The sequence below is a fragment of the Streptomyces prunicolor NBRC 13075 genome (assembly GCF_000367365.1).
In the GTDB taxonomy this organism is placed as follows: domain Bacteria; phylum Actinomycetota; class Actinomycetes; order Streptomycetales; family Streptomycetaceae; genus Streptomyces; species Streptomyces prunicolor.
Map to the genome: position 1 here is coordinate 121,950 of NZ_BARF01000084.1, position 26,786 is coordinate 148,735.

38 protein-coding genes and 2 tRNA genes are annotated in these 26,786 nt (G+C 70.8%); 6 read left to right on the forward strand and 34 right to left on the reverse strand.

What is annotated here, in order from left to right; all coding sequences use genetic code 11:
- Positions 1-41 precede the first annotated feature (41 nt).
- From SPR02S_RS35380 to SPR02S_RS35410, 7 genes are all read right to left on the reverse strand, one after another.
- Positions 42-233, reverse strand: a complete 192-nt coding sequence (locus tag SPR02S_RS35380; RefSeq protein WP_019061758.1) for a hypothetical protein — start codon at positions 231-233, stop codon at positions 42-44.
- A complete protein-coding gene (locus SPR02S_RS35385; protein WP_019061759.1) occupies positions 233-739 on the reverse strand; it encodes a hypothetical protein in 507 nt (168 codons plus the stop codon). Before SPR02S_RS35385 ends, SPR02S_RS35380 begins: the two co-directional genes overlap by 1 nt.
- Position 740: 1 nt before the next feature.
- Positions 741-1,040 (reverse strand): hypothetical protein, encoded by a 300-nt coding sequence (locus SPR02S_RS35390; RefSeq protein WP_019061760.1) that lies wholly within the window; start codon positions 1,038-1,040, stop codon positions 741-743.
- A complete protein-coding gene (locus SPR02S_RS65160; protein ID WP_019061761.1) occupies positions 1,037-1,372 on the reverse strand; it encodes a hypothetical protein in 336 nt (111 codons plus the stop codon). The genes SPR02S_RS35390 and SPR02S_RS65160 overlap by 4 nt, the downstream gene beginning before the upstream one ends.
- Positions 1,369-1,674, reverse strand: a complete 306-nt coding sequence (locus SPR02S_RS35400) for a hypothetical protein (protein ID WP_019061762.1) — start codon at positions 1,672-1,674, stop codon at positions 1,369-1,371. Before SPR02S_RS35400 ends, SPR02S_RS65160 begins: the two co-directional genes overlap by 4 nt.
- A 186-nt stretch (positions 1,675-1,860) precedes the next feature.
- A complete protein-coding gene (locus tag SPR02S_RS35405; RefSeq protein ID WP_019061763.1) occupies positions 1,861-2,757 on the reverse strand; it encodes a hypothetical protein in 897 nt (298 codons plus the stop codon).
- A gap of 23 nt (positions 2,758-2,780) precedes the next feature.
- On the reverse strand, positions 2,781-4,139 hold the full coding sequence (locus tag SPR02S_RS35410) for a hypothetical protein (protein ID WP_158697938.1): 1,359 nt from the start codon (positions 4,137-4,139) through the stop codon (positions 2,781-2,783).
- Positions 4,140-4,296: 157 nt separating this feature from the next.
- On the opposite strand from SPR02S_RS35410, the gene SPR02S_RS35415 reads away from it, so the two are divergent.
- The gene (locus SPR02S_RS35415) at positions 4,297-4,515 is read left to right on the forward strand and encodes a hypothetical protein (protein ID WP_158697939.1); all 219 of its coding nucleotides are present in this window, start codon (positions 4,297-4,299) and stop codon (positions 4,513-4,515) included.
- Between the two features lie 8 nt (positions 4,516-4,523).
- On the opposite strand, the gene SPR02S_RS35420 is transcribed toward SPR02S_RS35415, so the two are convergent.
- From SPR02S_RS35420 to SPR02S_RS35500, 17 genes are all read right to left on the reverse strand, one after another.
- Entirely contained in the window at positions 4,524-4,751 is a 228-nt protein-coding gene (locus tag SPR02S_RS35420) for a hypothetical protein (protein ID WP_019061766.1), read from the reverse strand.
- A 181-nt stretch (positions 4,752-4,932) separates the two neighbouring features.
- Positions 4,933-5,520: a hypothetical protein gene (locus SPR02S_RS35430; RefSeq protein ID WP_019061768.1), complete on the reverse strand. Its 588-nt coding sequence runs from the start codon at positions 5,518-5,520 to the stop codon at positions 4,933-4,935.
- The gene (locus SPR02S_RS35435) at positions 5,517-5,834 is read right to left on the reverse strand and encodes a hypothetical protein (protein WP_019061769.1); all 318 of its coding nucleotides are present in this window, start codon (positions 5,832-5,834) and stop codon (positions 5,517-5,519) included. Before SPR02S_RS35435 ends, SPR02S_RS35430 begins: the two co-directional genes overlap by 4 nt.
- Positions 5,834-6,163, reverse strand: a complete 330-nt coding sequence (locus SPR02S_RS57040; protein WP_019061770.1) for a helix-turn-helix domain-containing protein — start codon at positions 6,161-6,163, stop codon at positions 5,834-5,836. Before SPR02S_RS57040 ends, SPR02S_RS35435 begins: the two co-directional genes overlap by 1 nt.
- A gap of 72 nt (positions 6,164-6,235) precedes the next feature.
- Entirely contained in the window at positions 6,236-6,364 is a 129-nt protein-coding gene (locus SPR02S_RS65820) for a hypothetical protein (protein ID WP_019061771.1), read from the reverse strand.
- A complete protein-coding gene (locus SPR02S_RS35450) occupies positions 6,364-6,708 on the reverse strand; it encodes a hypothetical protein (protein WP_019061772.1) in 345 nt (114 codons plus the stop codon). The genes SPR02S_RS65820 and SPR02S_RS35450 overlap by 1 nt, the downstream gene beginning before the upstream one ends.
- 249 nt (positions 6,709-6,957) lie before the next feature.
- On the reverse strand, positions 6,958-7,308 hold the full coding sequence (locus SPR02S_RS57050; protein WP_019061774.1) for a WhiB family transcriptional regulator: 351 nt from the start codon (positions 7,306-7,308) through the stop codon (positions 6,958-6,960).
- A complete protein-coding gene (locus SPR02S_RS35460) occupies positions 7,308-7,547 on the reverse strand; it encodes a hypothetical protein (protein WP_019061775.1) in 240 nt (79 codons plus the stop codon). The genes SPR02S_RS57050 and SPR02S_RS35460 overlap by 1 nt, the downstream gene beginning before the upstream one ends.
- Positions 7,544-7,756 (reverse strand): hypothetical protein, encoded by a 213-nt coding sequence (locus SPR02S_RS35465; RefSeq protein WP_019061776.1) that lies wholly within the window; start codon positions 7,754-7,756, stop codon positions 7,544-7,546. The genes SPR02S_RS35460 and SPR02S_RS35465 overlap by 4 nt, the downstream gene beginning before the upstream one ends.
- Positions 7,753-8,196, reverse strand: coding sequence for a hypothetical protein (locus tag SPR02S_RS59180; protein WP_019061777.1), 444 nt, complete (start codon positions 8,194-8,196; stop codon positions 7,753-7,755). Before SPR02S_RS59180 ends, SPR02S_RS35465 begins: the two co-directional genes overlap by 4 nt.
- Positions 8,193-8,792, reverse strand: a complete 600-nt coding sequence (locus SPR02S_RS59185; protein ID WP_019061778.1) for a hypothetical protein — start codon at positions 8,790-8,792, stop codon at positions 8,193-8,195. The genes SPR02S_RS59180 and SPR02S_RS59185 overlap by 4 nt, the downstream gene beginning before the upstream one ends.
- Positions 8,789-9,133: a hypothetical protein gene (locus SPR02S_RS35480; RefSeq protein WP_019061779.1), complete on the reverse strand. Its 345-nt coding sequence runs from the start codon at positions 9,131-9,133 to the stop codon at positions 8,789-8,791. The genes SPR02S_RS59185 and SPR02S_RS35480 overlap by 4 nt, the downstream gene beginning before the upstream one ends.
- A complete protein-coding gene (locus SPR02S_RS35485) occupies positions 9,130-9,852 on the reverse strand; it encodes a hypothetical protein (RefSeq protein ID WP_019061780.1) in 723 nt (240 codons plus the stop codon). Before SPR02S_RS35485 ends, SPR02S_RS35480 begins: the two co-directional genes overlap by 4 nt.
- A complete protein-coding gene (locus tag SPR02S_RS57065; RefSeq protein ID WP_043258690.1) occupies positions 9,849-10,076 on the reverse strand; it encodes a hypothetical protein in 228 nt (75 codons plus the stop codon). The genes SPR02S_RS35485 and SPR02S_RS57065 overlap by 4 nt, the downstream gene beginning before the upstream one ends.
- Positions 10,077-10,078: 2 nt before the next feature.
- Positions 10,079-11,026, reverse strand: a complete 948-nt coding sequence (locus SPR02S_RS35490; RefSeq protein WP_019061781.1) for a recombinase RecT — start codon at positions 11,024-11,026, stop codon at positions 10,079-10,081.
- Positions 11,026-12,123, reverse strand: a complete 1,098-nt coding sequence (locus tag SPR02S_RS35495; protein WP_063746288.1) for a YqaJ viral recombinase family nuclease — start codon at positions 12,121-12,123, stop codon at positions 11,026-11,028. Before SPR02S_RS35495 ends, SPR02S_RS35490 begins: the two co-directional genes overlap by 1 nt.
- 86 nt (positions 12,124-12,209) lie before the next feature.
- Positions 12,210-12,503, reverse strand: coding sequence for a helix-turn-helix domain-containing protein (locus tag SPR02S_RS35500; protein WP_019061783.1), 294 nt, complete (start codon positions 12,501-12,503; stop codon positions 12,210-12,212).
- A gap of 349 nt (positions 12,504-12,852) precedes the next feature.
- Between SPR02S_RS35500 and SPR02S_RS35505 the strand changes: the two genes are divergently transcribed.
- Together SPR02S_RS35505 and SPR02S_RS35510 are read left to right on the forward strand one after the other, a co-directional pair.
- On the forward strand, positions 12,853-13,128 hold the full coding sequence (locus SPR02S_RS35505; protein ID WP_158697940.1) for a hypothetical protein: 276 nt from the start codon (positions 12,853-12,855) through the stop codon (positions 13,126-13,128).
- 119 nt (positions 13,129-13,247) lie between these two features.
- A complete protein-coding gene (locus tag SPR02S_RS35510; RefSeq protein ID WP_158697941.1) occupies positions 13,248-14,132 on the forward strand; it encodes a hypothetical protein in 885 nt (294 codons plus the stop codon).
- Positions 14,133-14,337: 205 nt separating this feature from the next.
- Here SPR02S_RS35510 and SPR02S_RS35515 read toward each other — a convergent pair.
- The 4 genes from SPR02S_RS35515 to SPR02S_RS35530 all read right to left on the reverse strand — a co-directional run bounded on the left by SPR02S_RS35515 (position 14,338) and on the right by SPR02S_RS35530 (position 19,294).
- Positions 14,338-14,414 (reverse strand) — tRNA-Lys (locus SPR02S_RS35515).
- 157 nt (positions 14,415-14,571) lie between these two features.
- Complete coding sequence (locus tag SPR02S_RS35520; protein WP_026151141.1) at positions 14,572-16,131, reverse strand: amino acid permease; 1,560 nt, start codon at positions 16,129-16,131, stop codon at positions 14,572-14,574.
- Positions 16,132-16,329: 198 nt separating this feature from the next.
- Positions 16,330-18,564, reverse strand: coding sequence for a DEAD/DEAH box helicase (locus SPR02S_RS35525; protein ID WP_026151142.1), 2,235 nt, complete (start codon positions 18,562-18,564; stop codon positions 16,330-16,332).
- A gap of 220 nt (positions 18,565-18,784) precedes the next feature.
- Positions 18,785-19,294 carry a hypothetical protein gene (locus SPR02S_RS35530; protein ID WP_019061788.1) on the reverse strand — a complete coding sequence of 170 codons (510 nt, stop codon included), beginning with the start codon at positions 19,292-19,294 and terminating at the stop codon, positions 18,785-18,787.
- 312 nt (positions 19,295-19,606) lie between these two features.
- Here SPR02S_RS35530 and SPR02S_RS35535 point away from each other — a divergent pair, with 312 nt between their 5' ends.
- The 3 genes from SPR02S_RS35535 to SPR02S_RS35545 all read left to right on the forward strand — a co-directional run bounded on the left by SPR02S_RS35535 (position 19,607) and on the right by SPR02S_RS35545 (position 21,735).
- Complete coding sequence (locus SPR02S_RS35535) at positions 19,607-19,957, forward strand: metallopeptidase family protein (protein ID WP_019061789.1); 351 nt, start codon at positions 19,607-19,609, stop codon at positions 19,955-19,957.
- A gap of 76 nt (positions 19,958-20,033) precedes the next feature.
- Positions 20,034-21,584, forward strand: a complete 1,551-nt coding sequence (locus SPR02S_RS35540) for a metallophosphoesterase family protein (RefSeq protein ID WP_019061790.1) — start codon at positions 20,034-20,036, stop codon at positions 21,582-21,584.
- A gap of 78 nt (positions 21,585-21,662) precedes the next feature.
- A tRNA-Glu gene (locus SPR02S_RS35545) sits at positions 21,663-21,735 on the forward strand.
- A gap of 2 nt (positions 21,736-21,737) precedes the next feature.
- Here the strand turns inward: SPR02S_RS35545 and SPR02S_RS57070 are convergent.
- From SPR02S_RS57070 to SPR02S_RS35575, 6 genes are read right to left on the reverse strand one after another with little or no spacing between them, the layout of a single operon-like run.
- Positions 21,738-23,219, reverse strand: coding sequence for a peptide MFS transporter (locus SPR02S_RS57070; protein ID WP_052347101.1), 1,482 nt, complete (start codon positions 23,217-23,219; stop codon positions 21,738-21,740).
- A 6-nt stretch (positions 23,220-23,225) separates the two neighbouring features.
- Complete coding sequence (locus SPR02S_RS35555; protein ID WP_019061791.1) at positions 23,226-24,044, reverse strand: SAM-dependent methyltransferase; 819 nt, start codon at positions 24,042-24,044, stop codon at positions 23,226-23,228.
- Between the two features lie 51 nt (positions 24,045-24,095).
- On the reverse strand, positions 24,096-25,343 hold the full coding sequence (locus SPR02S_RS35560) for a cytochrome P450 family protein (RefSeq protein ID WP_019061792.1): 1,248 nt from the start codon (positions 25,341-25,343) through the stop codon (positions 24,096-24,098).
- 2 nt (positions 25,344-25,345) lie between these two features.
- The gene (locus SPR02S_RS35565; protein WP_019061793.1) at positions 25,346-25,696 is read right to left on the reverse strand and encodes an antibiotic biosynthesis monooxygenase family protein; all 351 of its coding nucleotides are present in this window, start codon (positions 25,694-25,696) and stop codon (positions 25,346-25,348) included.
- The gene (locus tag SPR02S_RS35570) at positions 25,693-26,019 is read right to left on the reverse strand and encodes an antibiotic biosynthesis monooxygenase family protein (RefSeq protein WP_019061794.1); all 327 of its coding nucleotides are present in this window, start codon (positions 26,017-26,019) and stop codon (positions 25,693-25,695) included. Before SPR02S_RS35570 ends, SPR02S_RS35565 begins: the two co-directional genes overlap by 4 nt.
- A 1-nt stretch (position 26,020) precedes the next feature.
- Complete coding sequence (locus SPR02S_RS35575; RefSeq protein WP_019061795.1) at positions 26,021-26,770, reverse strand: SDR family NAD(P)-dependent oxidoreductase; 750 nt, start codon at positions 26,768-26,770, stop codon at positions 26,021-26,023.
- Between the last annotated feature and the right edge of the window lie 16 nt (positions 26,771-26,786).

The following is a 26,786-nucleotide window of genomic DNA, read 5'->3' on the forward strand; positions in this document are numbered from 1 at the left end:
ATGGGTCAGGCCCGGCCGCCTGGTGGCGGCCGGGCCGGTGGCTATTCGGCGTCGAGGGCGTACCGCCCGGTCTTGGGCACGTACGTGAGGCCGAAGCGGATGGGCAGGTTCTTGTGGTCGGCGCCGGTGCGCTCCAGGTACGGCGAGCAGCAGCAGCCGCAGCCCTCGATCAAGATGCCGTGCTTCGCGGTGAGGGCGGCCAGCTCCTCGAGGAACTCTTCAATCCCGGACATCACAGCTCCCCGTACGAGACGAGGAACCAGCGGGGGCGCTCCTGGATCGGTGTGAGGCCGAGCGCTTCGAGGGCACGCGCGAGCCGCGCGTCCCACTTCTCCGTGGGCGGCTTCCACAGCAGGTCTTGCGGGTCGATGTACTCGACGTGCCCGCGGTGCACTGTCGTTGAGTGCGCGGCCAGGGCGTAGGCGGGCACGGAGTGCGAGCAGTACGTCTCCAGCTTCACGCCGATCTGCTTCTCGGCTTCGCGGCGCCGATCCCAGTAGCCGGTCTCGCGGGCGTCGCGCGTCCACGTCTCGGTGAACCCGGCGACCTCGGTCAGGAGCCGGTTCTCGACGGCCGTACCGATGTCGTCCCCGTCCTCGTCCTCGTCGTCGCCGGTGGGCTCGTACCAGGGCGTCGGCAGCAGGTAGCCGTACTCGTCGACCTCCTGCACCTTCCAGCCGTCGTCGGCGCCGCCCAGGTCGTAGCCGTAGACGAGGATCGCGTCCGAAGCCTGTCCCATGTCAGCTGTCTCCGTTCGTGTCGGTGCGGCGGGCCTGCGCCGAGGTGAGGCCCCGCCGGAAGCCCTCGACGGCATCCCGGCCGAACTGTTCGAGGGCGGCGCGGCGTCCGGCGGCACGCTCCCGCTTCGACGCCGAGGAGAGGACGACGCTGCCGAAGACGAAGCAGACGACGGGCACGATGTAGCCGCCGTCGTCGACGCCGAACGTCACGGCGGACCAGACGGCGACAGCGACGGCGGCGAAGGCGAGGCAGAACGCGCCCGTGGCGAGGGCACGGGCGTAGCGGCGGTGCGTGTTCACAGGTCGATCTCGATCTCATGCGGCGGGACACCGGCAGCAAGCTCCCGGTGAAGGATCTGCAGGCGGGCTATCGCGATGTCGTCGCGGCTGCCGAGGGCTAGGCGGGTCGGCCTGGGCAGGGTGTCCCAGCAGTCCCAGCACAGGTACTGGCCCGTCCTGCGCTTGGCCTCACAGACGGGGTTGGGGCAGTTCAGTGCGGTCATGTGCTTGTTATCCCTGTGCGTGCGGAGCCGCCGGACGAGGGCCCCGCCCGCAGCGGCGCCCGCGAGGGGCACCGCTGCGGCAAGGGCGGTGAGCGGCGCCAGGACGCCGAGGAGCCGTCCGCCAGTCACGTCCTCACCAAGCCGCGGAAGGCGCTGTTGACCATGCTGATGAGCCACATCAAGGCGACCTGTTCGGCTGCCTCCGGGGACCAGCCGCGCCGGGTGAGGTCGGTACGGATGCCGTCGGCGTGGTCGAAGATCGGCGACATCAGCTCGGTGAACGCCAGCAGGCTGTTGCTGAGTTCGTTCCGGGTGTCGTCGATCTCTTCGCGGCTGGGCATCTTCGGCTTGTCCTCGGTGCTGTCCTCGTCGGGGATGCGGCCGGCCACGTAGCCGAGGAGGCGGTCGAGTCCGGTGGGGCGCTGGGTCATTGGGGCTTCCTTCGGGGTCGTTCGGGGTGGCGGTCCCAGATGTGGGCGGCGTCGTTCCAGGCGCGGACGCGGCACCAGGTGGGGACGGGGGCGCAGTTGAAGGCAAAGACTTCGATCTTTCGCCATACGCGGGCGTGCCTCCGCCGCTTCCAGTGGCGGCGGACACGCATCGGGATCAGGCGCATGTCACTGGCCTGCCTGGGGCAGGTCGGCCTTGTCCGGCCAGTGCGGTTCGGGCTCCACGGCCGGGTCCAGAGGGGCGCCGCAGTCGGCGCACTTCCGGGACTTCACCCACATGCGCCGAACGTTGCGGTACTCGCTGGTGACCTCCCAGGCGATGTGCGCGCACTCGGTGTCGTCGTCGACCTGGTCGAGGACGGCGAGCGCCTCACGCCGGCCGTCGCCGCACATCTCCGCGAACCTCATGCCGGGCCAGCAGATGCCGCACTTCGCGGCGTGTGCCACCGCGGCGTCGTGCGCGACCTTGACCGCCTCCATCAGCGGTATCGACCGGCGCTGGGTGGGCGTGGGCTTCGGCTCGTCGGGGGCGACGCATGGTCCGCCGTCGGCGGCGAGCAGCTCGTCCCGCACCTTGCGGCAGTGCTCTTCGGTCGCGTTCTCCACGACCAGGCGGTGCTCCTGCCAGTCGTACAGGGTCGCGAACACGCCGCTCCGGCCGATGACGTACCGCTCGCCTTGGAATTGGTCACAGGTGCACTCGCCGAGCCCGCACCTGCCCCCCTTGATATGCCAGTTCACGTTGTGGTGGCAGTCGTAGCAACTGGCGAGCGACAAGGGCGCCCGCTTCGGCTCCTCGTCGTGGATCCACGCGGCGAGCGCGTCGGCGTACGCGCCGTGCGCGTCCTTGGCGCGGTTCTGCGCTGCCTTGGCCTGCTCGTCGACGGCCTGCGCGACATGCCGGAGCCCGCCGACGTGCGGGGAGAACTCGGCGACCTTCCGGGCGAGCGGCTCGGGCAGCACCTCAGCCAACCGGACCGGGGTCCGCTTGATGCCGTGGCCCGGGTCGAGGCACAGCTTCAGGAAGCTGCGCAGCGCCTCGGGGTTGGCGTAGTCCTGGTGCACTGGGGTTTCTCCTTCGTGGTGGATCAGAACGGCGCGGGGCCGCGCTGGTGGGTGGTCTGGGAGACGGCGGCGCGCTGCGCGCGACGGCGGGCAGCCTCGACCTCGAGTTCGTCCGCCTCCGCGCGGGCGGCGTCCTCGGCGGCCCAGCGCGCCATGAGCACGGCCACGGCCTCGGCGGGGGTCTGGCAGCACCGACGGCACATCCCGTCGTCGGGGACGTCGCCGACGAGCGGGCGCCCGCAGTCGACGCACTCGGGCCGCGGGGCGGAGGCGCCGCCGGTCCGGCGCGGGTCCTCGCCGCGGCTGAAGGCGGCCCGCCGGTACGCCCGGCGCTCCACGCAAGCCCGGCACTCGTCGCCCGTGTCGACCATGACGCCGTCCTCGCACGACGGGTCAGGGCAGTACGGCGTCGGCCCGATCAGGGCCATGGCCGCGCCGATCGGGTTGCGGATCTGGCCGTCGTGGAAGGCGGGCTCGAAGCCCCAGCCGACCCAGCGGCGGCCGATGCGTCCGGCGATCTGCTCGGGCGTCCGGGCATCCAGGGCAGCGAGCGCCGCACGGTGGTTGTTGCCCGGGATCCGCTGGCCGGGCAGCTGGGCGAGCAGCGGGCGGGGAAGCGCCCCCTCGACGACCCGCAGGGCCGCCCTCTGCTCACTGGTCAGGCTCAGCGTCTTGCTCGCGGCGGAGCCGCCGCCTGCTCGCGCGCTACTACCTGCACCAGTCCTACGGACGTCAGCGGCGCTACGCGCCGAAGGCGCCAGCTCGGAAGGTATCTCGGAAGGTGTCTTAGAAGGTTGGGGGACTGTCAGTCCCTGGGCCAGGGACTCAGAGTCCGGGGGGTGGGGACTCTCAGTCCCTGGGTTACCTCCGGTAGGCCAGGGACTCTCAGTCCCTGACCCCCAGGGACTCTCAGTCCCTGGGTCGGCGCCCTGGTCGTCCTGCTTCGGGCGCTTCCTTCCCTTGTCGGACCGGGCGGTCTTGGGCGGCGCCTCAGCAAGATCGGGGCGCGTCTGCCGGGTGATGGGCGGGCGGCCGAGCGACTCCCGCTGGTGATTGATCTCGGCGAGCTGAGCACGGCTGTACCAGGACGCCGGGATCATGACCTCCCACGGCACCGGCCGCTGCGCCTCCGGGATCCGCAGCCAGACCTCCGACAGGTGCTCTGTCTGGCGCCGCAGGATGCCCCGCTGCTCCATCTCCCGGCACTTCCGACCTGCGGTCTTCGGGTCCACGCGCGCGACCTTCGCGAGGGTCGGGTACGAGCGGAAGCAGTTCATCCCGTCGAAGTCACCCTTGACGACCAGGGCCATGAGGATGGCGCGCTCCTCGGCGTCGCGCACTGGTGCGTGCTCGACGGCCCACAAGATCGGATACAGGCTCACGGGGTGGGGCTCACTCTCGGATTCATGCTGGTCAGGGCGGGTGTGCGGCACCGGGATGGGGGCCAGCACCTTGGGGCGATCATCCCGCTTTCTTTAAAGAACTGCAAGTTCTTGACACAATTCGAAAGAAGGCAGAGGGAGCGGCTATCCTTCGAACATGGCTAAGGAACCGACCAAACTTGAAGTGGCCGAGGACGGCGTCCAGGAGGCGCCCATGGCCGACGCGCGGGCACTGCTGACGCAGCTCGTCGACGACGCCTCGATCGACGGCAAGGTCTCCGCCTTCACCACCCGAGGCCGACGCCGCGCCTACGTGATCCCGCCCGCCGTCTACGACGAGCTGCTGAGGCTGCGCGCCGAAGTGGCAGCTAAGTGACCGCGCGCTCACAGGTCACCCCGCAGCCAGGTCAGCAGGTCCTCGTCCGACCCGTGCGTGTGCGCCTGGTCGAAGTTGATGAACCCGCCCCGCTCTTCGGCGGTCGTCGCTGACTCGTGGCAGCTGCCGCACAGGTTCCGCACCAGTCCGTCCCGCTTCGACTTGTGCGGCCACAGGTGCTTGTTGTGGCGGCACAGCTGGCAGTCGCCGAGGGGTGGAGGCGTCGCCGGCGTCATCGCCTGCCCCCTTTCCGGGCCCACGACGGCACGGGCCGCACGGGCGCCCTGTGTCGGCCGCGGGCAGCCCACTGGAGGGCCCAGACGACCGCCCGGTGGGTCATGGGGGCCACGACCGGCGGATGCCCGAGGAACCCCGCAGAGCCGGTCAGGACGACGAACAGGTACAGGCCGACGAGGATCATGCGGCGGCTCCCGGGAACGGCGGGAAGCCGGGCGCGGGAGGCACGACGTTGGTGACTCCCATGACCAGCTGCGTGCCGGGGCTCGGGTTGTGCGGGCTGGGGAACGGGCCCGGCTCGGGCCAGGCGTAGCCGTCGACCGTGAGGCACTCACCGAGCGCGTAAGCGCGGTGCTCGGGCAACTCCTTCAGCGGCCACTGCTCCGGGTCCGCCATGTAGCGCCACCAGGGGACGATGGCGTACCACCACGTCCCCGGCTCGTACTCGGCCCACCCTTCGACCGCGACGCCGGTCCGGCGGCGCTGCCAGATGCCCTGCGCGATCGCGCCGATGTCGCGGTACTGCGGGTGCTCGAACTCGGCGACGAGGGCGCCCACGATGCTGCGCCGGATGCTGATGGTGATGTGCGTGTACTCGCGCGTGAACGTCGGCAGAGGCTCCACGGTGCCGATGCCGAACATGACCGGCTCGTCCAGGTGATAGGTCATGGCCCACTGGTGGTCCGGGCTGCCGTCCTCGTCCAGCGGGGTGACCCGCAGGACCGTGACGCCCATGTAGCGGGGGGCGGTGATCTCCTCGTCCTTCACCGGTCACCCCCGGCGCGCTCATCTCGGTTGCGTCGGTGCTCGTCGAGGCGGATGACGCCGAGGCAGCGGGTCAACGGCTCGTCGTCCTGCCGCCCCTTGCATGTGGCCACGTGCGGCTTGTGGAGCTTCTCCCAGGGATCGGCGGGCAGTTCCTCGGTCGGTCGCCGCGAGAGCCATGTGCCGCGCCCGTCCCGGGACACGGCCGTGTTGCCCTCCGGGTGCGGCTCGTAGTCGACGGCGAGCCGCTTCCTGCCCTCGGTGACGGTCCACCGGATGGGGGCGCCGCAGGCCCCGCAGTACGAGGGGCGGGGCATCACGCCACAGCCTTCCGGGGCCGGCCGTGCCGGTCGCGAAGCTCGACACCGGCCGCGAGGAGACGCGTCCGTACGAAGTCGTTCGTGTAGCCCGTTCGCTCCGCGATGGCGCGGATACTCAGGCCGCGCCCGAACTGCCCGGCCCGGTACAGGGTGGCAAGGTACTCGGCGACCTGATCGGCCTCCATAGGGCGGCCGCCACTGGGGCGGAGCTCCACGCCGGCGGCTATCAGTCGCCGTCGAGCGGTCGAGTAACTACGGCCGATCTCCTCGGCCACGCTGCGGATACCCAGGCCCTCGTCATAGAGGGCCGCGACGTCCACGGACACGGACGAACCTTTCTGCACTGGTGGATCCGGGGCCGGAGCCGCACAGGTGCGGCCCCGGCCAGGGGGAAGGGGTCAGGCCCAGAGGACGAGGGCGACGGCCAGCCCGAGCACGGGCGACCACGGGGCGACGACCGGTATGAACGCGGTCCCGGCCCAGGTCACGGCGCCGAACGACAGGCCGACCATGAACTTGCGGGCCATCAGTCGTCGCACTCCAGCCAGTCGTCGTCGTGGCCGTGGTGCCCGCGCGAGCCGTGGACCTTGCCGGTCGGCTTCGGCGCGGCCTTCCGGTCGGGCTTCTTCAGGTCGGCGCGCGGATTCTTCTTCGCCTTGCTGCCGCTCGACTTGCTGCCGCCCGACTTGCTGCCGCCGCGACCGCTGCCCGCGGGGGCGGCCACCAGCTCGACGGCGAGCGCGCCGCCCTGGTCCTGCTGCACGACGCCGATCGCGTCATCGCAGTCGTCGTCCGCTGGCCGGTCACAGCCGACCGCTACCAGCGAGCCGACGAGCACCAGGACGGCCGCCACTCCGATCAACTTGTTCATCAATCCGCTCCGCTTGTGTCGTGCGCGTCTAGTTCGCGCTGGTCTCCGAGTTGGGCCCGCTGCGCGTACACCTGCACGGCGTGCGCCTGCTTCCGGGCCCGGTGCGTCTCAGCACAGGTCTTGTGGGAGGGGCGCCCTCCCTCGTCGCGGAGGCTTGTCGGCCCCTTGCAGAACCGGCACGGCCGAAGCCACTGAGACCAGTGCCGACTCGCGTTGGACCAGTCCAGGACCCCGCTCGCGGGGAGGTACTCATCCGGTCCCGGCCGCCGCTTCCGCGCCATCGCCACCCCCCGATCTCCGGGAGGTCCGGCGGCGTCGCCTCTGCTGCCGCCGCCGGAACGCCTTCCGCTCGTCCTTGTCCAAGCCGCCCCACACCCCGTTCGGCTCCGGGCGCTCGAGTGCGGCCTCAAGGCACGCCGCGATCACCGGGCACAGGGCGCACACCGCTTTCGCTTCCTTGCTGACGAGCAGCACCAGCCCCTTGGGGAAGTCCTCGGGGAAGAAGATCGAGCGGTCCTCCAACTCGCGGCAGGCGCCCTGGTCGGACCAGTGCGCGGCACGCGAGAGGGTGTCGGGCGCGTGGCGGCTTGGACGAGGCATCAGCCGTCTGCCTCCACGCCCGGGTACGCCACCCGCTGAAAGGTGATCGTGTCCTCGTCGACGGCGGGCGCCGCCACCATTACCGGCTGCTCGGCCGCGTCGGTGCGCGGCCGACGGTGCTTGCCCGTCGGCCGCAGCCCCAGCCACGCCCACACGGCCGCGCCCGGGACGAGGAGCAGCAGCCACCACCAGCTGACGTTCTCGGCGATCCAGATCAGGACGTCCAGGGCCGTCTTCATCCCGCAGCCTCCCGCCAGTTCATGACGGTCTTCTCCGTGACGCCGAGGAGCTTCGCGACGCTGCGCGCCGACTCCTTCGAGCGCTTCGCCGCGTACCGGAGCTCTTCCGGCTCCAGCACCGTGTGCGGCAACGACCCCTTCAGGACCCGCTCAACGGCCACCACGTCGACGCCCCGGTCCCAGGTGGCGAACTCCTTCAGGGTGTTCACGCCGCCTCACCGGCCTTCGCCGCCTCGCGCATCACCCGGTCCCGCTGGTGCTCGCCAGCGACGCAGCCCGGGATCTCACACGACTGCGACACCTTCCCCTCGGGCTCACGCCCGTTGTGCAGCCGGAACGCCACCCGGTACGCGGTCTGGATGCTCGTGCGGTGCCGGACCACGGGCGTCCCGCACCTCTCCCGCGTGCCGGTCCACCGGCGGTGACCGCCCTCGACGGGCTCCGACTGCTCGGTGAACGCCTCCAGCCACGAGCCGTACGCCGGACGACGTCCACGCACGTACGAGGGCAACCCGACCCGCTTACGCACCTCGTCGACCCTCCGGTCACCGATACCGAGCTTCAGGGCGACGGCCCGGTTCGAAACGTCCTCCTCAGCGAGCAGGGCACGCAGTATCTGCTCGTCGCTGACCTCGACGACCGTGGTCATTGCTTCACCTCCGGCCATGTGGCTTTCTCGACGGCGGCACGGTGCGCCTTGGGCATGCCAGCGATGGGGGCGAGCAGCCAGTCCCGGCCAGCTGCCATGAGCGTCACGGCGTCGGCGGCGTTGTCGTTGCCGCCGGTCAGCCACTGCGGCCACCGGCGGGCGACGGCGTCCACCACGGCCGTCTTCGGACCCGACCCCTTGCCGGTCGCGTACAAGATCCGCTGGTTCGGGGACATGAGACCGACGGGGATCTCGGCGTCCGTCAGCCGCTCGAAGATCCGCCACCACAGCCAGCCCCGCTCGTGCGCGCCGCCGCCGGACCTGGACAGGGCAGCGGCCTCAATGACGGCAAGGTCGGGGCGGCCGATCGCCTCCGTCACCGCGTCCAGGACGCGCCGCATGTGGACGAGCCGCTCACCGTGCGGGAGCTTGGTGATCGGGTTCTTCTTGTCCTCGTAGCCGATCACCCGGCACCACCCCATCGAGGAGGCGAGACCGGTAGCCGACAGTGAGAGGTCGATCCCGACAACGCTTGGGCCAGGAGGGATCTCGGCCTCTGGCGCCGGATCCGACGCGAACAGCTGGATGCTCTTCATCCTTCGCCGCCCTCCTCGCCCTGGCCGCCGCTGAGCCACTCGGCGGGTATGGGCGGGGCAAGCTGGAGTTCGGGCCACTCCAGCCGCTCGCCGTTCGTGTCTTCGTTGTCGGGCGGGTTGTCGAGGTCGAGCCGCGCGGTGAAGTGCTCGCCGGCGAGGGCAGCGGCCTCCTTGCCTGACGCGGCGATGAACGGGGCCGCGCCGGTCAGGAATGCCCGCCGCGGTGACCAGCCGAGGACCGTCACCCACACGTGCGCGGTGTCCTCGTCGCAGCAGTCGAGGCGACCGCCTTCCTCAACGGCGATGACCGACACGACTGTTGGAAACCACTTCTTCGTCACCGGGCACCGCCATCCGCGAGCCACAGCGGGCGCACCGCGACGTAGTCCTCGGTGATCTGCTCGGGCATCTGGATCCGGGTGAGCACCAGGTCGTCGGGATCGGCCGCGACGAGGTTCACCTTCACGTCCAGATAGCGGCCGGGCAGCTCGGTGAGCGGCAGGTCCACTGCGTTGCCGAGCTGGTCGGCAAGGACGGTGACCTCCTTCTCCATGTGCCAGCCGAGGACGACGACCTTCGCTGTCCGCGTCTTCACGTCGACCGAGTTCACATGGACCGCGCTGGTGTAGCGGGGCTCGTCGAGTGCGGCCAGGTACCGGCGGCCCAGCAGCGTGATCCGCCACGCCTCGTCGTTGCCGTCCGCGTACCGGCGGGCGCGCAGTCCGCGCAGCTCTTCGGTGGGGTCCTGGAACGACTCGCCGCCGGCCAGGGCCCGCAGCACGACCTCGGCCGCCTTCGGCAGCGGCTGCTCGGTCGCGTGCTTCACCACGCGGATCTGCGCGAGCCGCCAGGCGTGCGTGCCGCGCGTCGTCTCCGCCGAGCAGGGGCACGCCGACACGGTGGGTATCGACTCGGGGTCAGACACGTGGCCGTGGCACTGCATCGCGCTGGCCGCGCCCCTCTCGCACAAGCTGGCTGAGCAGCACGGGCAGTTGGGGCAGGGAGCCTGGGCCGGGCGCAGATACTCGGGCCCGAACGGCTCGTCGTATGTGATCGTCATGAGTCCTGTCCTGGGGTCTCGTGTCCGCAGCGGAAGCACTTCCGGGAGCCGTCCGCGCGCATCGCGTGCGGGGTCCGGCGCTGCTCGCGCGGGCAGTCAGCGAAGTCGGCTATGTCGGCGTGGCCTTCCGCCCACAGGGCGGGTAGCGCCAGTACGGAGGGGGCCGGGGCGGGGGCCGGGCCCGCGAGCAGTGCGCGGGCCCGGCTCAACCAGGCGGCGGGCACGCCTACCGCCTCTTGTTCCTGTCGCGGTTGCGGCGCCTCGGCTTCGCCCGGCCCCGCGTCTTAACCGCGAGACGGGCCACCGGCCGGTCCTGCGACGCTTCGGCCGCCCGCGCTGCCTGCCGCGCTTCCGCCTCCAGCGCGGCCGTCTCCGGGTCGACGGCCGCGAGGATCTGCGGCTTGCCGTCCTCAGCGGACTGCTCCACCTCGACCAGGGCCCGCAGCTCAGCCGACTTCGGCACGAGCTTCGCCATGCGCCGGATCGCCGTCTTCAGGTGCATGTCGTCGAAGCGGGTGTGCCACAGCGAGTCTTTGCTGCCGCTCGACTCCGCCCGCTGGTAGGCGCGGCTGAACTCGTCGCGGATGTCCTCCGCTTCCTCGACGGTGACGGTCGCGACCGCCGACCGGGCGCCGCCCTCCAGCCACGCGAACGCGTACGCGAACAGCACCTGCCGGTCCTTCTTCGGCGCCAGCAGGTTCGGCTTGTGCACGAAGTCCTCGCCGACCCGGGCCGTCGGCACGTAGTCCCACTCGTCGCCGTCGTAGACCAGGCCGGTCACCACCGACTTCACCAGGCCCGACCGGTACATCAGCTCGATGTAGCCGTGGTACGTGGCGAGGAAGGTCGCGATCCTGTCGTCGGCGGTGATGACCGCCTGCTGGCCGTCCGGGATCAGTCCGAACCGGGCGCAGGTGATGACGCTCTGCAGAACGCTCGCCGGGGTGCAGTTCCGCAGCTTCGGCAGGACCGGGCGGAGCGCCGTGAGGAACAGGTCCACGCTGACGTGCTTCGGCAACGCGGCCTCGATGTCGGCCCGGTACTGCTCGATGTCGTGGCCGTGCCCGGCGGGCGTCACTTCGACGTCCTCGCCTCGGTCGTGACGGACGGTCTCAGTGCTGGCGACTGCTGCCGCTCGCTGCTGGACGCGTTCCTTCAGGGTGGTCAGGGCCATCACAGCTCCTTCGCGGGCACGCGCAGCACCCGGGCGAGGCACGCCTCGTACTCGGCGGGGTACTTCTCCTTGATCAGGTCCATGTCGAGGACCTCGACCGTCTTCCGGCACTCGGCCGCGATGGCCGGGTAGTCCTTCTCGAACCGCTTCGGCGAGAACGTGCCGTTCCGGATGTACGACCAGGCCTTCTTGCCCTCGACCTCCGCGACACCGGCCGCGCCGCACGCGAGGCGCATCTCGTTCTCGACCGTGGTCTTCTGCTCGTCCAGTTCCTTGATCTGGGCGGTCAGCGCCGCGCGCCGCTTCCGCAGCTTCTCCGCCTTCAGGCGGGGCACCTCGATGACGTCCTTCGGCTGGACCTTCCACAGCCGGCCGAGGAGTTCCTTCGTGGCTTCCAGCCCGTCAGCGGGCGGCGGGTAGCCCTCGACGACGTGCCGCTGGAACCACTTCCCGCAGACGTCGATCAGGGTTCCGATCAGCTCCTCGTCCCGCTCGATGCGGTGGTAGCGGAGCGTGTTCCCGCCGACGAGGGCGACGGCCCAGCCGTACGGCCAGCCGCCAACCGCCATGTTCCAGTGGACCTGGAGCGCGGGCGCGTCGGGCACCCCGTCTTCCCAGTCGTCCAGTTGGTACGCGCTGCGGTTCTTCAACTCGACCGGGGCAACGACCGCGCCCGTCTCCGGGTCGAGCGCGTACCGGTCGACGTTCGAGCGCATCCACGGCCGGTCGATGTTCGCGAGCGTTCCCGGCGTCGGCACGGCCGGGATACCGGTCCGCTTCGTGAACATGTACGCAATGAAGTCCTCGATCTCCTGACCGACTTCGGCGTACTCGCTCAGCTGGTCGTCCATCGGTACGGGACGGCCGTGCTTCTCCTCGTACACGTGGCGAGGGCCCGCGTACTTGTTGAGGCCGAGGATCTTCGCGACCTCGGACCCGCCGATGCCACCGCGCCGGACCTCTTCCCACTGGCGGCGGTACACGCGGTCGTTCAGGTCACCGCCGAGCAGCAGCAAGCGCGCGGTCGGCGCCCCGTACGCGAGGTCATCCGAAGCGTCCTCTGGCGGAGTCCACGGTTGGGTAGCCTGTTGGGGCAACGTTCCTTCTCCTTCGTTGGATCGTGCGGAAGATCGAGGCCGTCGAGCTGTGCTGAGCTCGGCGGCCTCGCTGTGCGTGGGCGTCGTCACGACGCCTGTCGCTCCGTGGCCATGGGCGGCTCGTCGTCGAGCGGGGTCACGCCGGAGCTGGGTTGCAGGTCTGCGACCGGGCAGCCGATGACGCGCGCCATTGCGCGCAGCCGCTCGGGGGTCGCGTTGCGTCGGCCGGCCTCGATGTCACAGAGCAGTTGGAAGCTGAATCCGCACTGCTCAGCCAGGGCCTTCTGTGTCAGTCCGGCGTTCTCGCGCGCTCGTGTCACCGCCTCGGGCGAGTGGTGAAAGGGCGAGCCATTGCGGCGTCGCATCCGGGTGTTGTTCATACGCACAGCCTATGCGTAGTGACGCGTAGTTTGAACATTTCGCGCGTAGTTTGCAGCAGTTGTGACGTCAGTCACACAACTGCGCGCCGGAATTCGCCAGATCCTGCCGTCGCGTAGCGCACTACTGCGTAGTTATGCGAACCTTCGCTGTATGGACGCGCAGACACCACAGCCCCCCGCGGAGGCTGTACTCATCAAGGAGGCTCTCCGCCGAGCCCGCCTATCAGGGCGCGAAGCGGCACGGAGAGCCGGACTAAGCGAGACCCGATGGCGACAGATCGTCAACGGCTATCAGGACGTCAGTGGCGTACGGATCCCCGTGATCGCACCCGACGAGACACTCGTCCGCATGGCGCAAGTCGTCAGCCTCACGTCAGACCAGCTCCGCCAGGCCGGCCGCAGCCCCGCCGCCGAACTCTTCGACGAACTCGCCGCACCGCCGACGGCTGCGAGCCCGCCGGAAACATTTGCGAGCAATGCCCAGGTCGAGGCGATCAGCGCACTCCTGGCCACCCTCACCCCCGAGGCGCGAGACCAGGTACTCAGCCGGTTCGCACAGCAGGCAGCCAACGGGGCCGCCCCGGCGGACACCCCGGAGGAGACCCGGCGCCGCCGAGCTGGGTAACTGTCAGTAGCCATACATCACGTTAAGGTTACGAACCTGCCATGCGCGTAGAAACCGGTTACGCACACGAATGATCATTACCCCTCACGGCAACACAAACGTTACGTAAGGGGGCGCACGTGGCTGAAGTGGTATTGGCAGGCGTGCTCGGCGCAGCAGTCCTGGCGATCGTCCTGCTCTACCAGAACGGCCAGAGACAGGCGACTCGTCTGACCAAGCTCGAAGCCGAGCTCGCCGCCGAGAAGATCGCCCGCATCACACAGCAAGCGGTTCCCCTCGCCCCGCTGGTAGAGGACGAGGAGCCCGCGCGCCGGAAGCGGCACCTGGCGCTCTACATAGGCGGCGGCGTGGCCGCCTTCCTCACTTCCCTCGGCCCACGCCTCCGTAATCTCGTGCGCAGACGCCGAACAGCGGTAGTCACCGCAGCCGCGAGCACCGTCCTCGTCGCCACCAGCGCTGTCGCCTACTACGCGAACGCAGGCAGTAACGCGACACCGGACTCCACCGGGCACACCCCGGCGGCGACCGTCCCCGACCTCAGCGACAGCGACGACCAGGTCCCGGAGCGGGGCGCACACGACAAGGACGGCACGGGCGACGCGAGCGGCACGACACAGGGGGGCAGCTACACCGGATCCGGCGCAGAGCTCGCGCTCGTCGGTCAGAACGGCATCACCGACGACGAGCACTCAGGAGCAGGCCAGCCGGACGACGGCGGCCAGGGAGCCCACAGCGCCCAGGAGGACCCCGGCAACGACACTGCGGGCTCGGCAACACCCACCGCTCCGGCCGAGCAGCCCCCCGCTCAGAGCCCGGCTCCGGCGCCACCGTCTACGACCGAGCCGGAGCCCAGCCAGCCGTCTACGACCGAGCCAGAGCCCAGCCAGCCGCCGGCCACGGAGCCGCCCGGCGACGACAAGCCCGGCGACGACGACGGAGACGACGGCCTGTGTATCGGCCTCCCGCCGATCCTCGAACTCTGCCTTCCCGGCAACTCGAAGTAGCAGCAGGAGCGTTCACGCCGATGAGGCGCACGAGGGGGGCCGGCTGCTCAGCCTCGCGTCAACGCGGACGGCTGCAAGAGCGAGCCGACGTCACTTCGAGCGAGCCACGAGCGAGCCAATGATCTTGATGGGCATGAGAAAGCCCCCGAGTGATCGGGGGCTCCTCTGTTTGTGCAGGTCAGGCAACTTCCGTTCCCGCCTGCCGTGGTAGGCCCTGTGGGACTCGAACCCACAACCAATGGATTAAAAGTCCACTGCTCTGCCAATTGAGCTAAGGGTCCCCGCGATGTTGCCTCCCCGAGCATAGCGGGAGGTGGCCGTGTCTCCGATCGGGTATCGGGGACACGGCCGCGCCGGACGGTGGAACAGGCGACCGACTGGTCCGGAGTGATCCGGAATGCTGTGAAGTGATCCGGTATATGCGGTGTGATCCGGAGTATTACGGATCAACCGGTTCAGGCGCCCCCGCCCGCGCAGCCTCCCGTGCCTTCGTGCGGGCGTGTTCCGGGTTCAGGAACCACTCCCGGGCCGAGGCGAACCACCAGGTCGCCGCGAAGCCCAGGACGACCAGTACCGCGATCGGCGCGTAGTTGAAGGTCTCCCAGGTGACCGGCGAGACCTGCGGCAGCATGAACAGCACCGTGATCACGATCACCCACACCACCGACACCATCCCGATCGGCCGCGACCACCGGCCCAGATGCCACGGCCCGCGCTGGAAGTCGTCCCCCTTGCCCAGCCGTAGGAGGGTCGGAATGACGTAGGCGATGTACAGGCCGATCACGGCCACCGACGTCACCGCCGCGTACGCCGTGTAATTGATCAGGTAGGGGAGACCGAGCACCAACGCGCCCCCCGCCGCCAACCACACCGCCGCCACCGGCGTCCGCGTGCGCGGGCTCACCGTGTGCCACACGCTCGAGAACGGGAGCGCGCCGTCGCGTGAAAAGGCGTAGATCATGCGGCTGTTGGCCGTCACCGACGCCATTCCGCAGAAGAGCTGCGCGCCGATCACCACCAGTAGTAGGAGCTTGCCCGCCGTCGCGCCGAGTGCGTCCAGCAAGATCTGGGCCGGGGGTGCGCCCGTCGATGAATTCAGCTCCCCGTTGTACGACTGGATCGCGTACGTGAAGCCCAGGAGGAGGACGAAGCCGGCTATCCAGGACGTCCAGATCGAGCGGACGATGCCCTTCGGGCCCGCCGTCGACGCGTCGTGGGTCTCCTCCGTCATGTGGGCCGAGGCGTCGTAGCCGGTGAAGGTGTACTGCGCCATCAGGAGGCCCAGCAGGACCACGTACACCCCGCTGCCCCAGCCCGTGTTGTTCACGAACTTCGTGAAGACGAAGGTCGTCGACTGGTGGTGGTCGGGGACGAAGGCCAGGGCGCCGACGATCACGCCGACGCCGAGCACGTGCCACCACACGCTGACGTTGTTGAGGAGGGCGACGATCTTCACGCCGAAGGTGTTCAGCAGGCCGTGCAGGATCAGGATCCCGGCGAAGAGGAGGACCGTGCGGCCCGGCGTCACCTCGAAGTCGAACTGGAGGTTCAGGTACGCGCCCAGGAACGACGCCGCGCCGAAGTCGATGCCCGCGGTCACCGCGACCTGGCCGAGGACGTTGAACCAGCCCGTGAACCAGGCCCAGGCCGCCGCCGTGCGCGGGGGCGCCAGGCGGTGGGCCCAGAAGTACAGGCCCGCCGAGGTCGGGTAGGCCGAACAGATCTCGGCCATCGACAGGCCGACGAACAGTGTCATCAGGCCTACGGCCACCCAGCCCCAGGTGATCACGGCCGGGCCGCCCGTGTTCATGCCGAACAGGTAGAGGGTCAGGCAGCCGGACAGGACCGAGATGATCGTGAAGGAGACCGCGTAGTTGGAGAACGCCGACATGCGGCGGGCGAGAACCTGCGTGTAGCCGAGTTGGGCAAGCCGTTCTTCGTCGGAGAGACCGGGGGGATCTCCCTTTGACAGCCCACTCGCTATGGCGTCATCTGTCATGCCCCCAGCGATTCCCTCGCCGGGCACGTGACATGCGCCACTTAAGGAATCGATAAGGACTCGATGTGGCCAAAAAGCGTCCCCGCGTACGACAACTCCCGCACCCCAACTCCCGCACCCCGCACAGGAAAGTGGCCCCCACCCGAACCCGGGCAGGGGCCACTTCACTACTTCAGGGCTACGTCAGGTCAGCTGACCTCAGCCGTTGCGCTTCCAACGCGGCTTGTCGTCGCGGCGGCCGAAGGTGCCGGTGCCGGTGCCCGTGCCGGTCGTGCCGCGGTGGCCCGGACGGTCGTGGCCGCCGGCGCGGAAGCCGGGGCGGTCGCCCTGGCGGTCACGGTTGAACGGGCGGTCGCTGCCCCGGTGACCGGTGGTCGAGGGACGGTCGTCGCGGCGGAAGCCACCCGACGCGGGACGGTCGTTGCCGGTGCCACGGTCGTCGCGGCGGAAGCCACCGGACGGACGGTCGTCACGACGCTCGAAAGAACGGCCGCCACGGTCGCCGCCGCGGTCGTTGCCGGTGCCACGGTCGTCCCGGCGGAAGCCACCCGAGGGGCGCTCGTCACGCCGGTCGAAAGAACGGCCACCGCGGTCGCCGCCACGGTCGTCACGACGGTCGTTGTTGAAGCCGCCCGAGGGACGGTCGTCGCGACGGAAGCCACCCGAGGACGGACGGTCGTTGCCACCGCGGTCGTCGCGGCGGAAGCCACCGGAGGGGCGGTCGTCACGACGGTCGCGGTCGAAAGAACGGCCACCACGGTCGTTGCCACCACGGAAGCCACCGGACGGACGGTCATCGCGACGCTCGAAGGAACGGCCGCCACGGTCACCGCCGCGGTCGTTGCCACCGCGGTCGTCACGACGGTCACGGCGCTCGTAGTTGCCGCGGTCGTCACGCTGCTGACGCGGACGGTCGTAGGAGGACTCCTCGCGCACCGGCGCCTCGGCGGCGGCCGACTGCTCGGCGGCCGCGGCCTCGACGACAGCGGCGGCCTCGGCCACCGCGGTCTCCGGGTCGTCGCCCCGCTCGCGCGCGGCACGGGCGATCAGGCGGTCGGACTCCTCTCGGAGCTCGGCGGCACGGCGCGTGGCGCGCTCCAGCTCCTTGGTGAGCTGGGTCACCTCGCGCTCGGCCTGCTGCGCGGCGTCGCCCGCCGACTGGGCCTGGACCTCGGTCATCGAACGGGCGCCGGTGATCTCGGCGACCTCGGGCTCGAAGGCCGTACCGGTGTTGATGATGTGACGCCCGGCGTCGACGCCCGCGTCCTCCATCAGCCGGAAGATCTGCCGGCGCTGGTGCGGGAGGGACAGGGATACGACGGTGCCGGTGCGGCCCGCGCGAGCGGTGCGGCCGGCGCGGTGCAGGTAGTCCTTGTGGTCGCCGGCCGGGTCCACGTTCAGGACCAGGTCGATGCCGTCGACGTGGATACCGCGGGCGGCGACGTCGGTCGCGACGAGCGCGTTGACGTAGCCCTCCTTGAAGTCCGCCAGCGTCCGCGTACGGGCGCCCTGCGTCATGCCGCCGTGCAGCGCGTCGGCCTTCACGCCGGACTCGCGCAGCTGCTCGGCGATGCGGTCGGCGCCCAGCTGGGTGCGGACGAAGATGATCGTGCGGCCCTTGCGGGAGGCGATCGCGGCGGTGACCGGCGCCTTGTCCTTGGGCTTCACGATGAGGATGTGGTGGGACATCGTCGTGACGTTGCCCTGCGCACTGTCGACCTCGTGCGTGACCTGGTCCTTGAGGTAGCGCTTGACCAGCGTGGAGATCTCGTTCTCCATGGTCGCGGAGAACAGCATGCGCTGGCCGCCGGCCGGGATCTGGTCGAGCAGCTCGGTGACCTCGGGCAGGAAGCCCAGGTCGGACATTTGGTCGGCCTCGTCGAGGACGGCGATGCGCACGTCCTCGAGGGAGCAGGCGCCGCGGTTGATGATGTCGCGGAGGCGGCCCGGGGTGGCGACGAGGACGTCGACGCCGCGCTCCAGGGCGTAGATCTGGTTGCCCATCGATGTACCGCCGCAGACGACCTTCATCTTCAGGCCGAGGACGTCGCCGTAGGGCTGCAGGGCGTCCGCCACCTGCATCGCGAGCTCGCGGGTCGGGGTGAGGATGATGCCGCGCGGGCGCTTCTTCTCGGTGCGGCCGCCGGACAGCGTCGCGAGCAGCGGCAGACCGAACGAGAGGGTCTTGCCGGAGCCGGTGCGGCCACGGCCGAGGATGTCCTTGCCGGCCAGGGCGTCCGGGATGGTCGCCGCCTGGATCGGGAAGGGGGCTGTCACACCGTTCTGCGCGAGCTTGCGCACGATGCCCTCGGGGAGACCGAGGGACGCGAAGGTGACCTCGGGGGCCGCTTCGGTGGTGGCCTCTACGGCCGTCTCGTCGCCCTCGTTCTCGTTCTCGGGCATGACGATGTGATCAGTACTGGAAATGGACATGCGAATGCGAAACCTTCCGGAGTATCCGTCGGCACGCGCCCGTCAACTCCGTGATTCGCTATCGACCGCCTCAATGCGGTCCGCCACGGCAAGGGAGAGTACGCGCCACACGGCGCGCTCTACAGTGGCGCCGGGCAATGGGATCAAACGATCTACCACCTTACGCACCTACCACCCCCCAACGCAAACCGCCCTCGATTGACGTGCGTCACAACCGCCCCTACGCCGGTGACCCGGCCGCCGGCGCCGGTTCACGGTTCACCAGCTGCGGTACGGGGTCCTCGTGGGCCGACGAGGAGGGTTCGGCGGGGGGCGGGCTGGAGGACGGCGGCGGGGGCGGCGGCGTCGGGTCGGGGGACGGGGTGGCCCGCGTCGGGGTCGGCTGCGGCGCGGCCGTGGTCGGCCCGCCGGGATTCGGGCTCGTGCCGGGTCTGGGCGCCTTGGTGGCCGTAGGACTCGCCGCACCGCCGGGCGCGCTCGGCGAGGCCGAACCCGAGGCGGACTCCCCCGGCTTCGGCTTCCCGTGCCCGTGCTTCCCGTCCCCCGCCGAACCGCCGAACCCGATCCCGCCCCCCGGCACCCCCGAACCACCGTCCGGTGCCTCACCGGCGGGCCGCCCGGCGGAGTGCGAGGGCTTGGCACCGCCGCCCGCGTCGTCGCCCACGCTCATACAGCCGGCGGCAGCGGCGACGACGGCGACCGCGGCGGCCAGACGGACGGGTACGTACATGGGGCGCACGGGGCCACCTCCGAGGGCGGAAAAAGGGAGTCCCCCTCTCAACTCCCGCCGCCCACCGGAAGACACGCGCCGCACCGCCCGACCCCCACTTCCTGGCCGGAGTAGACCCGTTCCCGACCCGTCACCGGCCGGGAATCGCCGCTACGACATCCACCGCGCTCCCCAACTACCCCTCCCCGAAACCGACTTCGGACGCATACCGGACAAGCCGCAGCCCGCCGCACCGCCGCCTCCGAGCACGGCCTTCACGACCCACATGCGCTACGGCCGCCCGAACCGGCGTTCGTCCCGGACAATGGACCTGTGCTGGAGATGACACGCGAGGCATTCGAAGAGCTGGTGAGCGAGGCCCTGGACCGGATCCCGCCGGAGCTGACGCGGGTCATGGACAACGTGGCCGTGTTCGTCGAGGACGAACCCGACCCCGCCGACCCCGAGCTGCTCGGCCTCTACGAGGGCACCCCGCTCACGGAGCGCGGCGAGTGGTACGCCGGCGTCCTGCCCGACCGGATCTCGATCTACATGGGCCCGACCCTGCGCTACTGCGCGACCACGGAGGACGTCGTCCACGAGGTCGCCGTCACCGTCGTCCACGAAGTCGCCCACCACTTCGGCATCGAGGACGAGCGCCTGCACGAACTGGGCTGGGGCTGAACCCACGCCCGTACCCCTGCCCCACTCCCGCGGACGGTCCCGCATACCTGCCCCCACCCCTGGGCATACGGGACCAATGGCCCGCGTCCCCGTCGCAGCCCTGAACCGCCTCCGCCGAACCCAGCACGCCCTGCTCCGCCAGTACCGCGCCCGCCGCCCCCGCCCCACCGTCGAACTCGTCCCCCAGCCCCACCCCTGGCCCCGCGCCCTCGGCCTCGTCATGGTCGTCATCGTCGGGGCCTGGCTCGGCCTGCTGATCGTGGGCAACGTACGGACCCAGGTCGGCCCCATGGACACGACCATGACCCTGCGCCCGTCCCTCACCGGCGGCACGAAGATCAACGTGTCCCCGCTCGGCGCCCTGTCCCTCGACAGCCACCACGCCCCGGTCCGCCTGGACGTCAACGTCGACCAACTCGACCCGGAACGCTCCCAGGCCCTCGTCGACCACCCCGAGCGCATCGCCGGCCTCCAGGACGAGGTCGCCCGGGACGTCGAACACGGCACCCTCGACCTGGCCGTACGCTCCTGCACGGCCGTGGTCCTGGGCGCCACGACCCTCGGCCTGGCGGTCTACCGCCGCCCCCGCCGAGCCCTCGCGGCCGGCGGCCTGGCCCTCACGCTCCTCGCCGCGTCCGGAGCGACGGCGTACGCGACCTGGAACCCGAAGTCGATCCTCGAACCGAAGTTCTCCGGCCTGCTCTCCTCGGCCCCGTCCCTGGTCGGCAACGCGCGCAACATCGTGACCGAATTCGACGTCTACCAGCAGGAGTTGGCCCGCCTGGTGACGAACGTGACCAAGCTCTACGACGTCACGTCGACGCTCCCCGCCTACCAGCCGGACCCGGCCACGATCCGCGTCCTGCACGTCTCGGACATCCATCTGAACCCCGCGAGCTGGAAGATCATCGCCTCGCTGGTGGAGCAGTACAAGGTGAACGTGATCGTCGACACCGGCGACACCATGGACCACGGCACGACGGCCGAGAACGGCTTCCTCGACCCGATCGCCGACCTGGGCGTCCCCTACGTCTGGGTCAGGGGCAACCACGACTCCCTCGCCACCCAGCGCTATCTGGAGCGGATGAAGAACGTGCACGTCCTGGACGAGGGCCGGGCGGAGACGGTCGCGGGCGTGCGCTTCGCGGGCATCGGCGACCCCCAGTTCACCCCGGACCGCTCGACCGCCCCCGGCGCCGACAACGCGGAGGAACTCGCCGGCGACCAACTCGCCTCCGCCCTCCGCGACCAGCAGGCCGCCGGCACCCCGGTCGACATCGCCCTGGTCCACGAACCGTCGGCGGCCCGCCAGACCGACGGCGAGGTCCCGCTCGTCCTGGCCGGCCACCTCCACCACGAGGGCACCGAGGTCATGAAGCACGGCACCCGCCTCCGTATCGAGGGCTCGACGGGCGGCAGCGGCCTGCGCGCGGTGGAGGGCAAGTACCCCGACCCGATCGAGGCGTCGATCCTCTACGTCGACCGCGACACCCGCCGCCTCCAGGCCTGGGACGAGATCAAACTGGGCGGTCTGGGCCTGACGACGGCGGAGGTGAGCCGCCATCTACCGAAGGAGAACCTGCCCGGAGCCACCCGGACCCCGAGCCCGAGCGGGTCCGCCCCCTAGGCACCCCCTGGGCAGCGTGGACTGCGTCTATTCGGTTTGGTCCCGGCCCGAACGCCGTAGTACAGTCGCGCCGTGTCGGCCCTCATCGTCTAGTGGCCTAGGACGCCGCCCTTTCAAGGCGGTAGCACGGGTTCGAATCCCGTTGGGGGCACCTCACCGCATTGCGCCGAGCATTCGGCGCAGCCGCGGAGTACCGAGCGCGAGCGCCGTGCCGACGGCGAGGACGAAAACCCCCAGCAGCAGGAAGTACCAGGCCAGGGGCATGACCGCGGTCAGCCGGAACAGCTGGCCTCCCACCACCACACCCACCGCGCCGAACAGGCCGTTCACGGCGAGCAGTCGGCTGGTGCTGCCGGGCGGTGCGACCGCGGCGGCCAGCGCCAGGCCGGCCGGGGCGAGCGCGATCTCGCCGCAGGAGTAGAGCAGGTAGACCAGCAGCAGCCAGTACGGGCCGACCGGGCCGTGCTCGGCGAGCCGGGTCGCGACCGCCATCAGTACGAAGCTCAGCCCGGCCGCGATCAGCGCCCCCGCGAACTTGACGGGCACGTCGGCACCCGGCCCCGCACGCCGCCAGAGGCGAGCGACGAACGGGGCGGCCAGCAGGACGAAGAGCGGGTGCACGGACTGGAACCAGCTGGCGGGGACCTCGAAGCCGAGCACGTCCCTGTCGGTGTGGCGCTCCGCGAACAGGCTGAGCACCGAGCCGCTCTGCGCGAAGATCATCCAGAAGGCGGCCGAGGCCGCCATCAGCGCGGTGAACCCGGCCAGTCGGCGCCGGTTCCCCTCCCCGGGCGGGGCCGCGCGGCGCAGTGCGCGCAGGTACCGGAACGGGAGGGTGACCGTGGTCAGGCCGAGGACGGCGAGCACCGCGGGCAGCGGCAGCAGTCCGAGGGACGCCGGTACGACCAGCAGCGCGGCCACCGCCGCCACGGCGCCCGTGGCACGCCTGAGCATCGCCGCGGCCTCGGTACGCGGCACCGGACGGGAGGGCCGAGCACCCACGTCCCCGTACCGGCGTCGACCGAGGGCGAACTGGAACAGGCCCGCCGTCATGCCGAACGCGGCCGCGGCGAAGCCCAGGTGCCAGGCGACGCGCTCCGCCAGCAGGCCGGTGACGACGGGGGCGACGAGCGCGCTGACCTGGATGCACAGATAGAAGAGCGAGAAGGCGGCCTCACGGCGGCCCTCCCCGTCCCCGCTGACCCCCGCGACCATCGCCGCCATGGCCGGCTTGAGCAGGCCGGTGCCCGCGACGACCAGCAGCAGCCCCGCACAGAGTGTGCCGGTCACCGGGACCGCGAGGACCGCGTGGCCGCAGGTGATGAGGACCCCGCCGAACAGGACCGCCCGGCGGGCGCCCAGCACCCGGTCGGCGAGCCAGCCGCCGGGGAGCCCCGCCATGAAGCTCAGCGACATGTACGCCGCGAAGACCGCGGTGGCCGTCTGCGGGGCCATCCCCATGCCCCCACGGGCCTCGGAGGCGGTCAGGTACAGCACCAGGATCGCCGCCATACCGAAGAAGCTGAACCGCTCCCAGAGGTCGACGGCGAGCAGGGTGCCGAAGCCGGGTCTGCGACCGCCCGCCGCCCCTGCCGCCGAGGCGGGGGCGGCCGGCGTGGTGAGGGAGGTGTCCACCGGACGTCACCGGGCCGGTTTGAGGGCCGCTCCGGCCAGCATCGGGAGGCTCGGGTCGGGGGTGTCCGTCGGGTCGGGGTGCCACAGCGGGGCCCGGACCACGCCGGGCTGCAGGAGCTCGAAGTCCCCGAAGAGGGCGGCGAGTTCACGGTTGTCGCGCCAGATGACCCGGCTTACCGCGCCCCGGTACTGCTCGGCGGCCTCCGGTGCGGCCCGCGGCACCTCCTCCGCGCCGGCGTGCGAGATCACCAGGGCGCTGCCGGGCGCGAGCCCCTCGGTGTACTGGCCGACCAGAGCGAGCGGGTCGTCCGAGTCCGGGACGAAGTGCAGTACGGCGGCGAGGATCAGCGCGACCGGCTGTCCGAAGTCGAGCAGCCGGCGGGTTTCGGGCGCGTCCAGGATCTCCCGGGACTTGTACAGGTCGCCCTGGAAGACGGCTGCCCGGGGCTCGTCGGCCAGCAGGGCCCGGCCGTGCGCGACGGCCACCGGGTCGATGTCGACGTAGACGACCTTGCAGTCCGGGTGGGCGGCGAGGGCCACGTCGTGCACGTTGCCCTCGGCCGGGATGCCGGAGCCGATGTCCAGGAACTGCCGGATGCCGAGCGCCGACAGCTCCCGCACGGCGCGGCGCAGGAAGGCGCGGTTGGCGCGGAGCGTGGCGGGGAGGTCCGGGTTGCCGGCGGCGACCTTGCGGGCGAGTTCCCGGTCCGCCGGGAAGTTGTGGGCGCCGCCGATCCAGAAGTCGTAGACCCGGGCGATGCTCGGGGTGTCGATGTCGACCTCCGGGGGCGCCCAGGCGGGGCGCTCGGTGTCCTGCTGTTCCACGGGTGTCTCCTCCAGGAGCAAGTAGCCGGTAGGTGGGGGGCGGGTGGGCTGTTACGCCGTGAACACCGGGAGTTCCTCCAGGCCGCGCATCATCAGGCTGCTGCGCCAGCGCAGTTCGGCCACGTCCACGGCCGGCCGCAGGGCGGGGAAGCGCGCGAAGAGGCGGCTGATGACGATCTGCCCTTCGAGCCGGGCCAGCGGAGCGCCCAGGCAGTGGTGGATGCCGTGGCCGAAGGCGACCGAGGCGCTGTGGGACCGGGTGACGTCCAGGCGGTCCGGGTCGGGGTAGCGGGCCGGGTCCCGGCCCGCGGCGCCGAGCGAGATGGTCACGAACTCGCCCTCGGGGATGACCACGTCACCGACCTCGACGGGTTCGGTGGTGAACCGCCAGGTGGCATTGGTGACCGGGCCGTCGTGGCGGAGGAACTCCTCCACGGCCGCGGGCCACAGGGAGGCGTCCGCGGCGAGCTGCTCGCGCACCCCGGGATGGGTGAGCAGGGCGAGGGTGCCGTTGCCGATCAGGTTGACCGTGGTCTCGTGGCCGGCCACCAGTAGCAGGAACGCCATGGAGATCAGCTCGTCGGACGACAGCTGGTCGTCGGCGTCCCGGGCGTGCACGAGGTCGGTGAGCATGTCGTCGGCCGGTGCGGCCCGCTTGGTCTCGATCAGCGCCTTCAGGTAGGCGATCATCGACGCGCTGGCCTCGCGCACCTCCTCGGTGCCCGCGCCGGAGACCAGCAGGTTGGACCAGCGGCGGAAGGCTGCCCGGTCGTCCGGGGGCACCCCGAGCAGCCAGCAGATGACCGTGAACGGCACCGGGAAGGCCAGTGCCTCCATCAGGTCCACCTCGGCGTGCCGGGCCATGGCCTCCAGCAGTTCGTCGGTGAGTTCGGTGATGCGGGGCCGCAGGGACTCGACCCGGCGTGCGGTGAAGGCCCGGCCGACGAGCCGGCGCAGCCTGGTGTGGTCCGGCGGGTCACTGTCGAGCATGTGCACGCTGAGGACGTGCGGGAACTGACTGCGCTCCCCCGACTCCGCGAGGAACTCCCGCTGTTTGTCGGGGTCGGCGAAGTTGTGCGGGATGAGGTCCTTGCCGACCCGCATGTCCTTGCTCAGCCGGGGGTCGGCGAGCAGCTCCCGGGCGTGCTCGTACCCGGTGACCAGCCAGGTGCGCAGGCCGTTGGGTGTCATCACGGGGACGGCGGGGGCGGTCCGGCGCAGTTCGGCCAGTGCCTGGTGCGGGTCCTGGTGGAAGGCGGGGGTGAACAAGTCGGCCGGCGGGGTGTCCGTGCGGGCCATGGTCAGGCTCCTTCCGTGACGTGGGCCGGCTCGGCCGGGTAGTGGGCGAGCTCCCGGTAGATCTCGAAGGGCCGGTCCCGGCCGGTGTCGCGGAACTGCCGTAGCGGGGCGGTCTGTTCCTTGTGGGCGGCGCCCTTCTCCCAGGCGGTGAACGCCTCCCAGCCGGACCATCGGCTGACCACGACGTAGCCGCTCGGCTCGCCGAGGGTGTGCAGCAGCTTGTTGCCGAGCAGCCCGACGGTGCCCGCCATCCGGCGGCTGGCCTCGTGGTACGCGTCCAGCACCGGGTCCGGTTCGTCGCTCAGGTGGTAGAGCACCACCTCCACGGCACCGGAGGCCGCTTCCGACGTCACGAGGCGGCGCCGGGGAGGGCGGCGACGACGTGCATCGTCGTCATGGAGCCGCCGCTGCGGTACGGGTGCAGCCTCTGGCGGTGTTCCAGATGCCGGTCGCTCGTCTCGAATTCGCGGAAGCGCGGCTCGTCCACCCAGTCGCTGACGATGTAGTAGACGCCGTTCTCGTCGGCGCTGCGGGACAGCCACTGGCCGAGGTTGGCGGGGTGCGCGGTGACCGAGTCGCCGACCTCCAGCCATACCTTCTCGAACTCGTGTCCCATCTCCGGCTTGATCTGCATCCGCAGCATGACCCGGAACACCTGCTCGGAGGGCCCGGGCATGTCAGATCCCCCCGTCGACGTTCAGGGTCTCACCGGTGATGTACGCGGCGGCGTCGCTCAGCAGGAACAGCACCGGGCCGGCCAGCTCCTCGACGGTGCCGAGGCGGGCGAGCGCGGTCTTGCGGGAGTAGGTGGCCCGCATTCCGTCGGCCCGGTCGGCGGGCATGGTGGCGAAGGCCTCGGTCTCGATGACGCCGGGGGCGACCACGTTGACGCGGATGCCCTGCGGGCCGAGTTCCTTCGCGAGCGAGCGGGTCAGCCCGATCATGGCGGCCTTGGCGGCGGTGTAGTGGGCGCGCAGCGGGATGCCCGCCGCGGCGCCGCGCGAGCCGATGTTGACGACCGAGGAGCCGGCGCCGAGCAGCGGAAGCGCCTGCTGGATGATCCGGTAGGCGGCCGTGAGGTTGGTGTCGAGGATCCGCGACCACTCCTCGGCGGGCAGCTCCGCGAACGGGATGTGACTGATCACGCCCGCGTTGTTGACGATGCCGTCGAGCCGCCCGAAGCGGTCCTTGGCCTCGCCGACAAGCCGGTCGACCTCGGCGGTGTCGCCGACGTCCGCGCGCAGTACGTGGTGGTCGCCCGCGGTCTCCTTGAGGGCGGCGGTCAGGCTGTCGACGGCCTCGCTCTCCTGCCGGTGGCAGGTGAGGACGTCGGCGCCGGCGCGGGCCGCGGCGAGGACGATGCCCCGCCCGATGCCCCGGGTGCCGCCGGTGACGATCAGTTTCTTGCCGTGCAGTGCGAGTTCCACTGGGGGTACCTCCAGG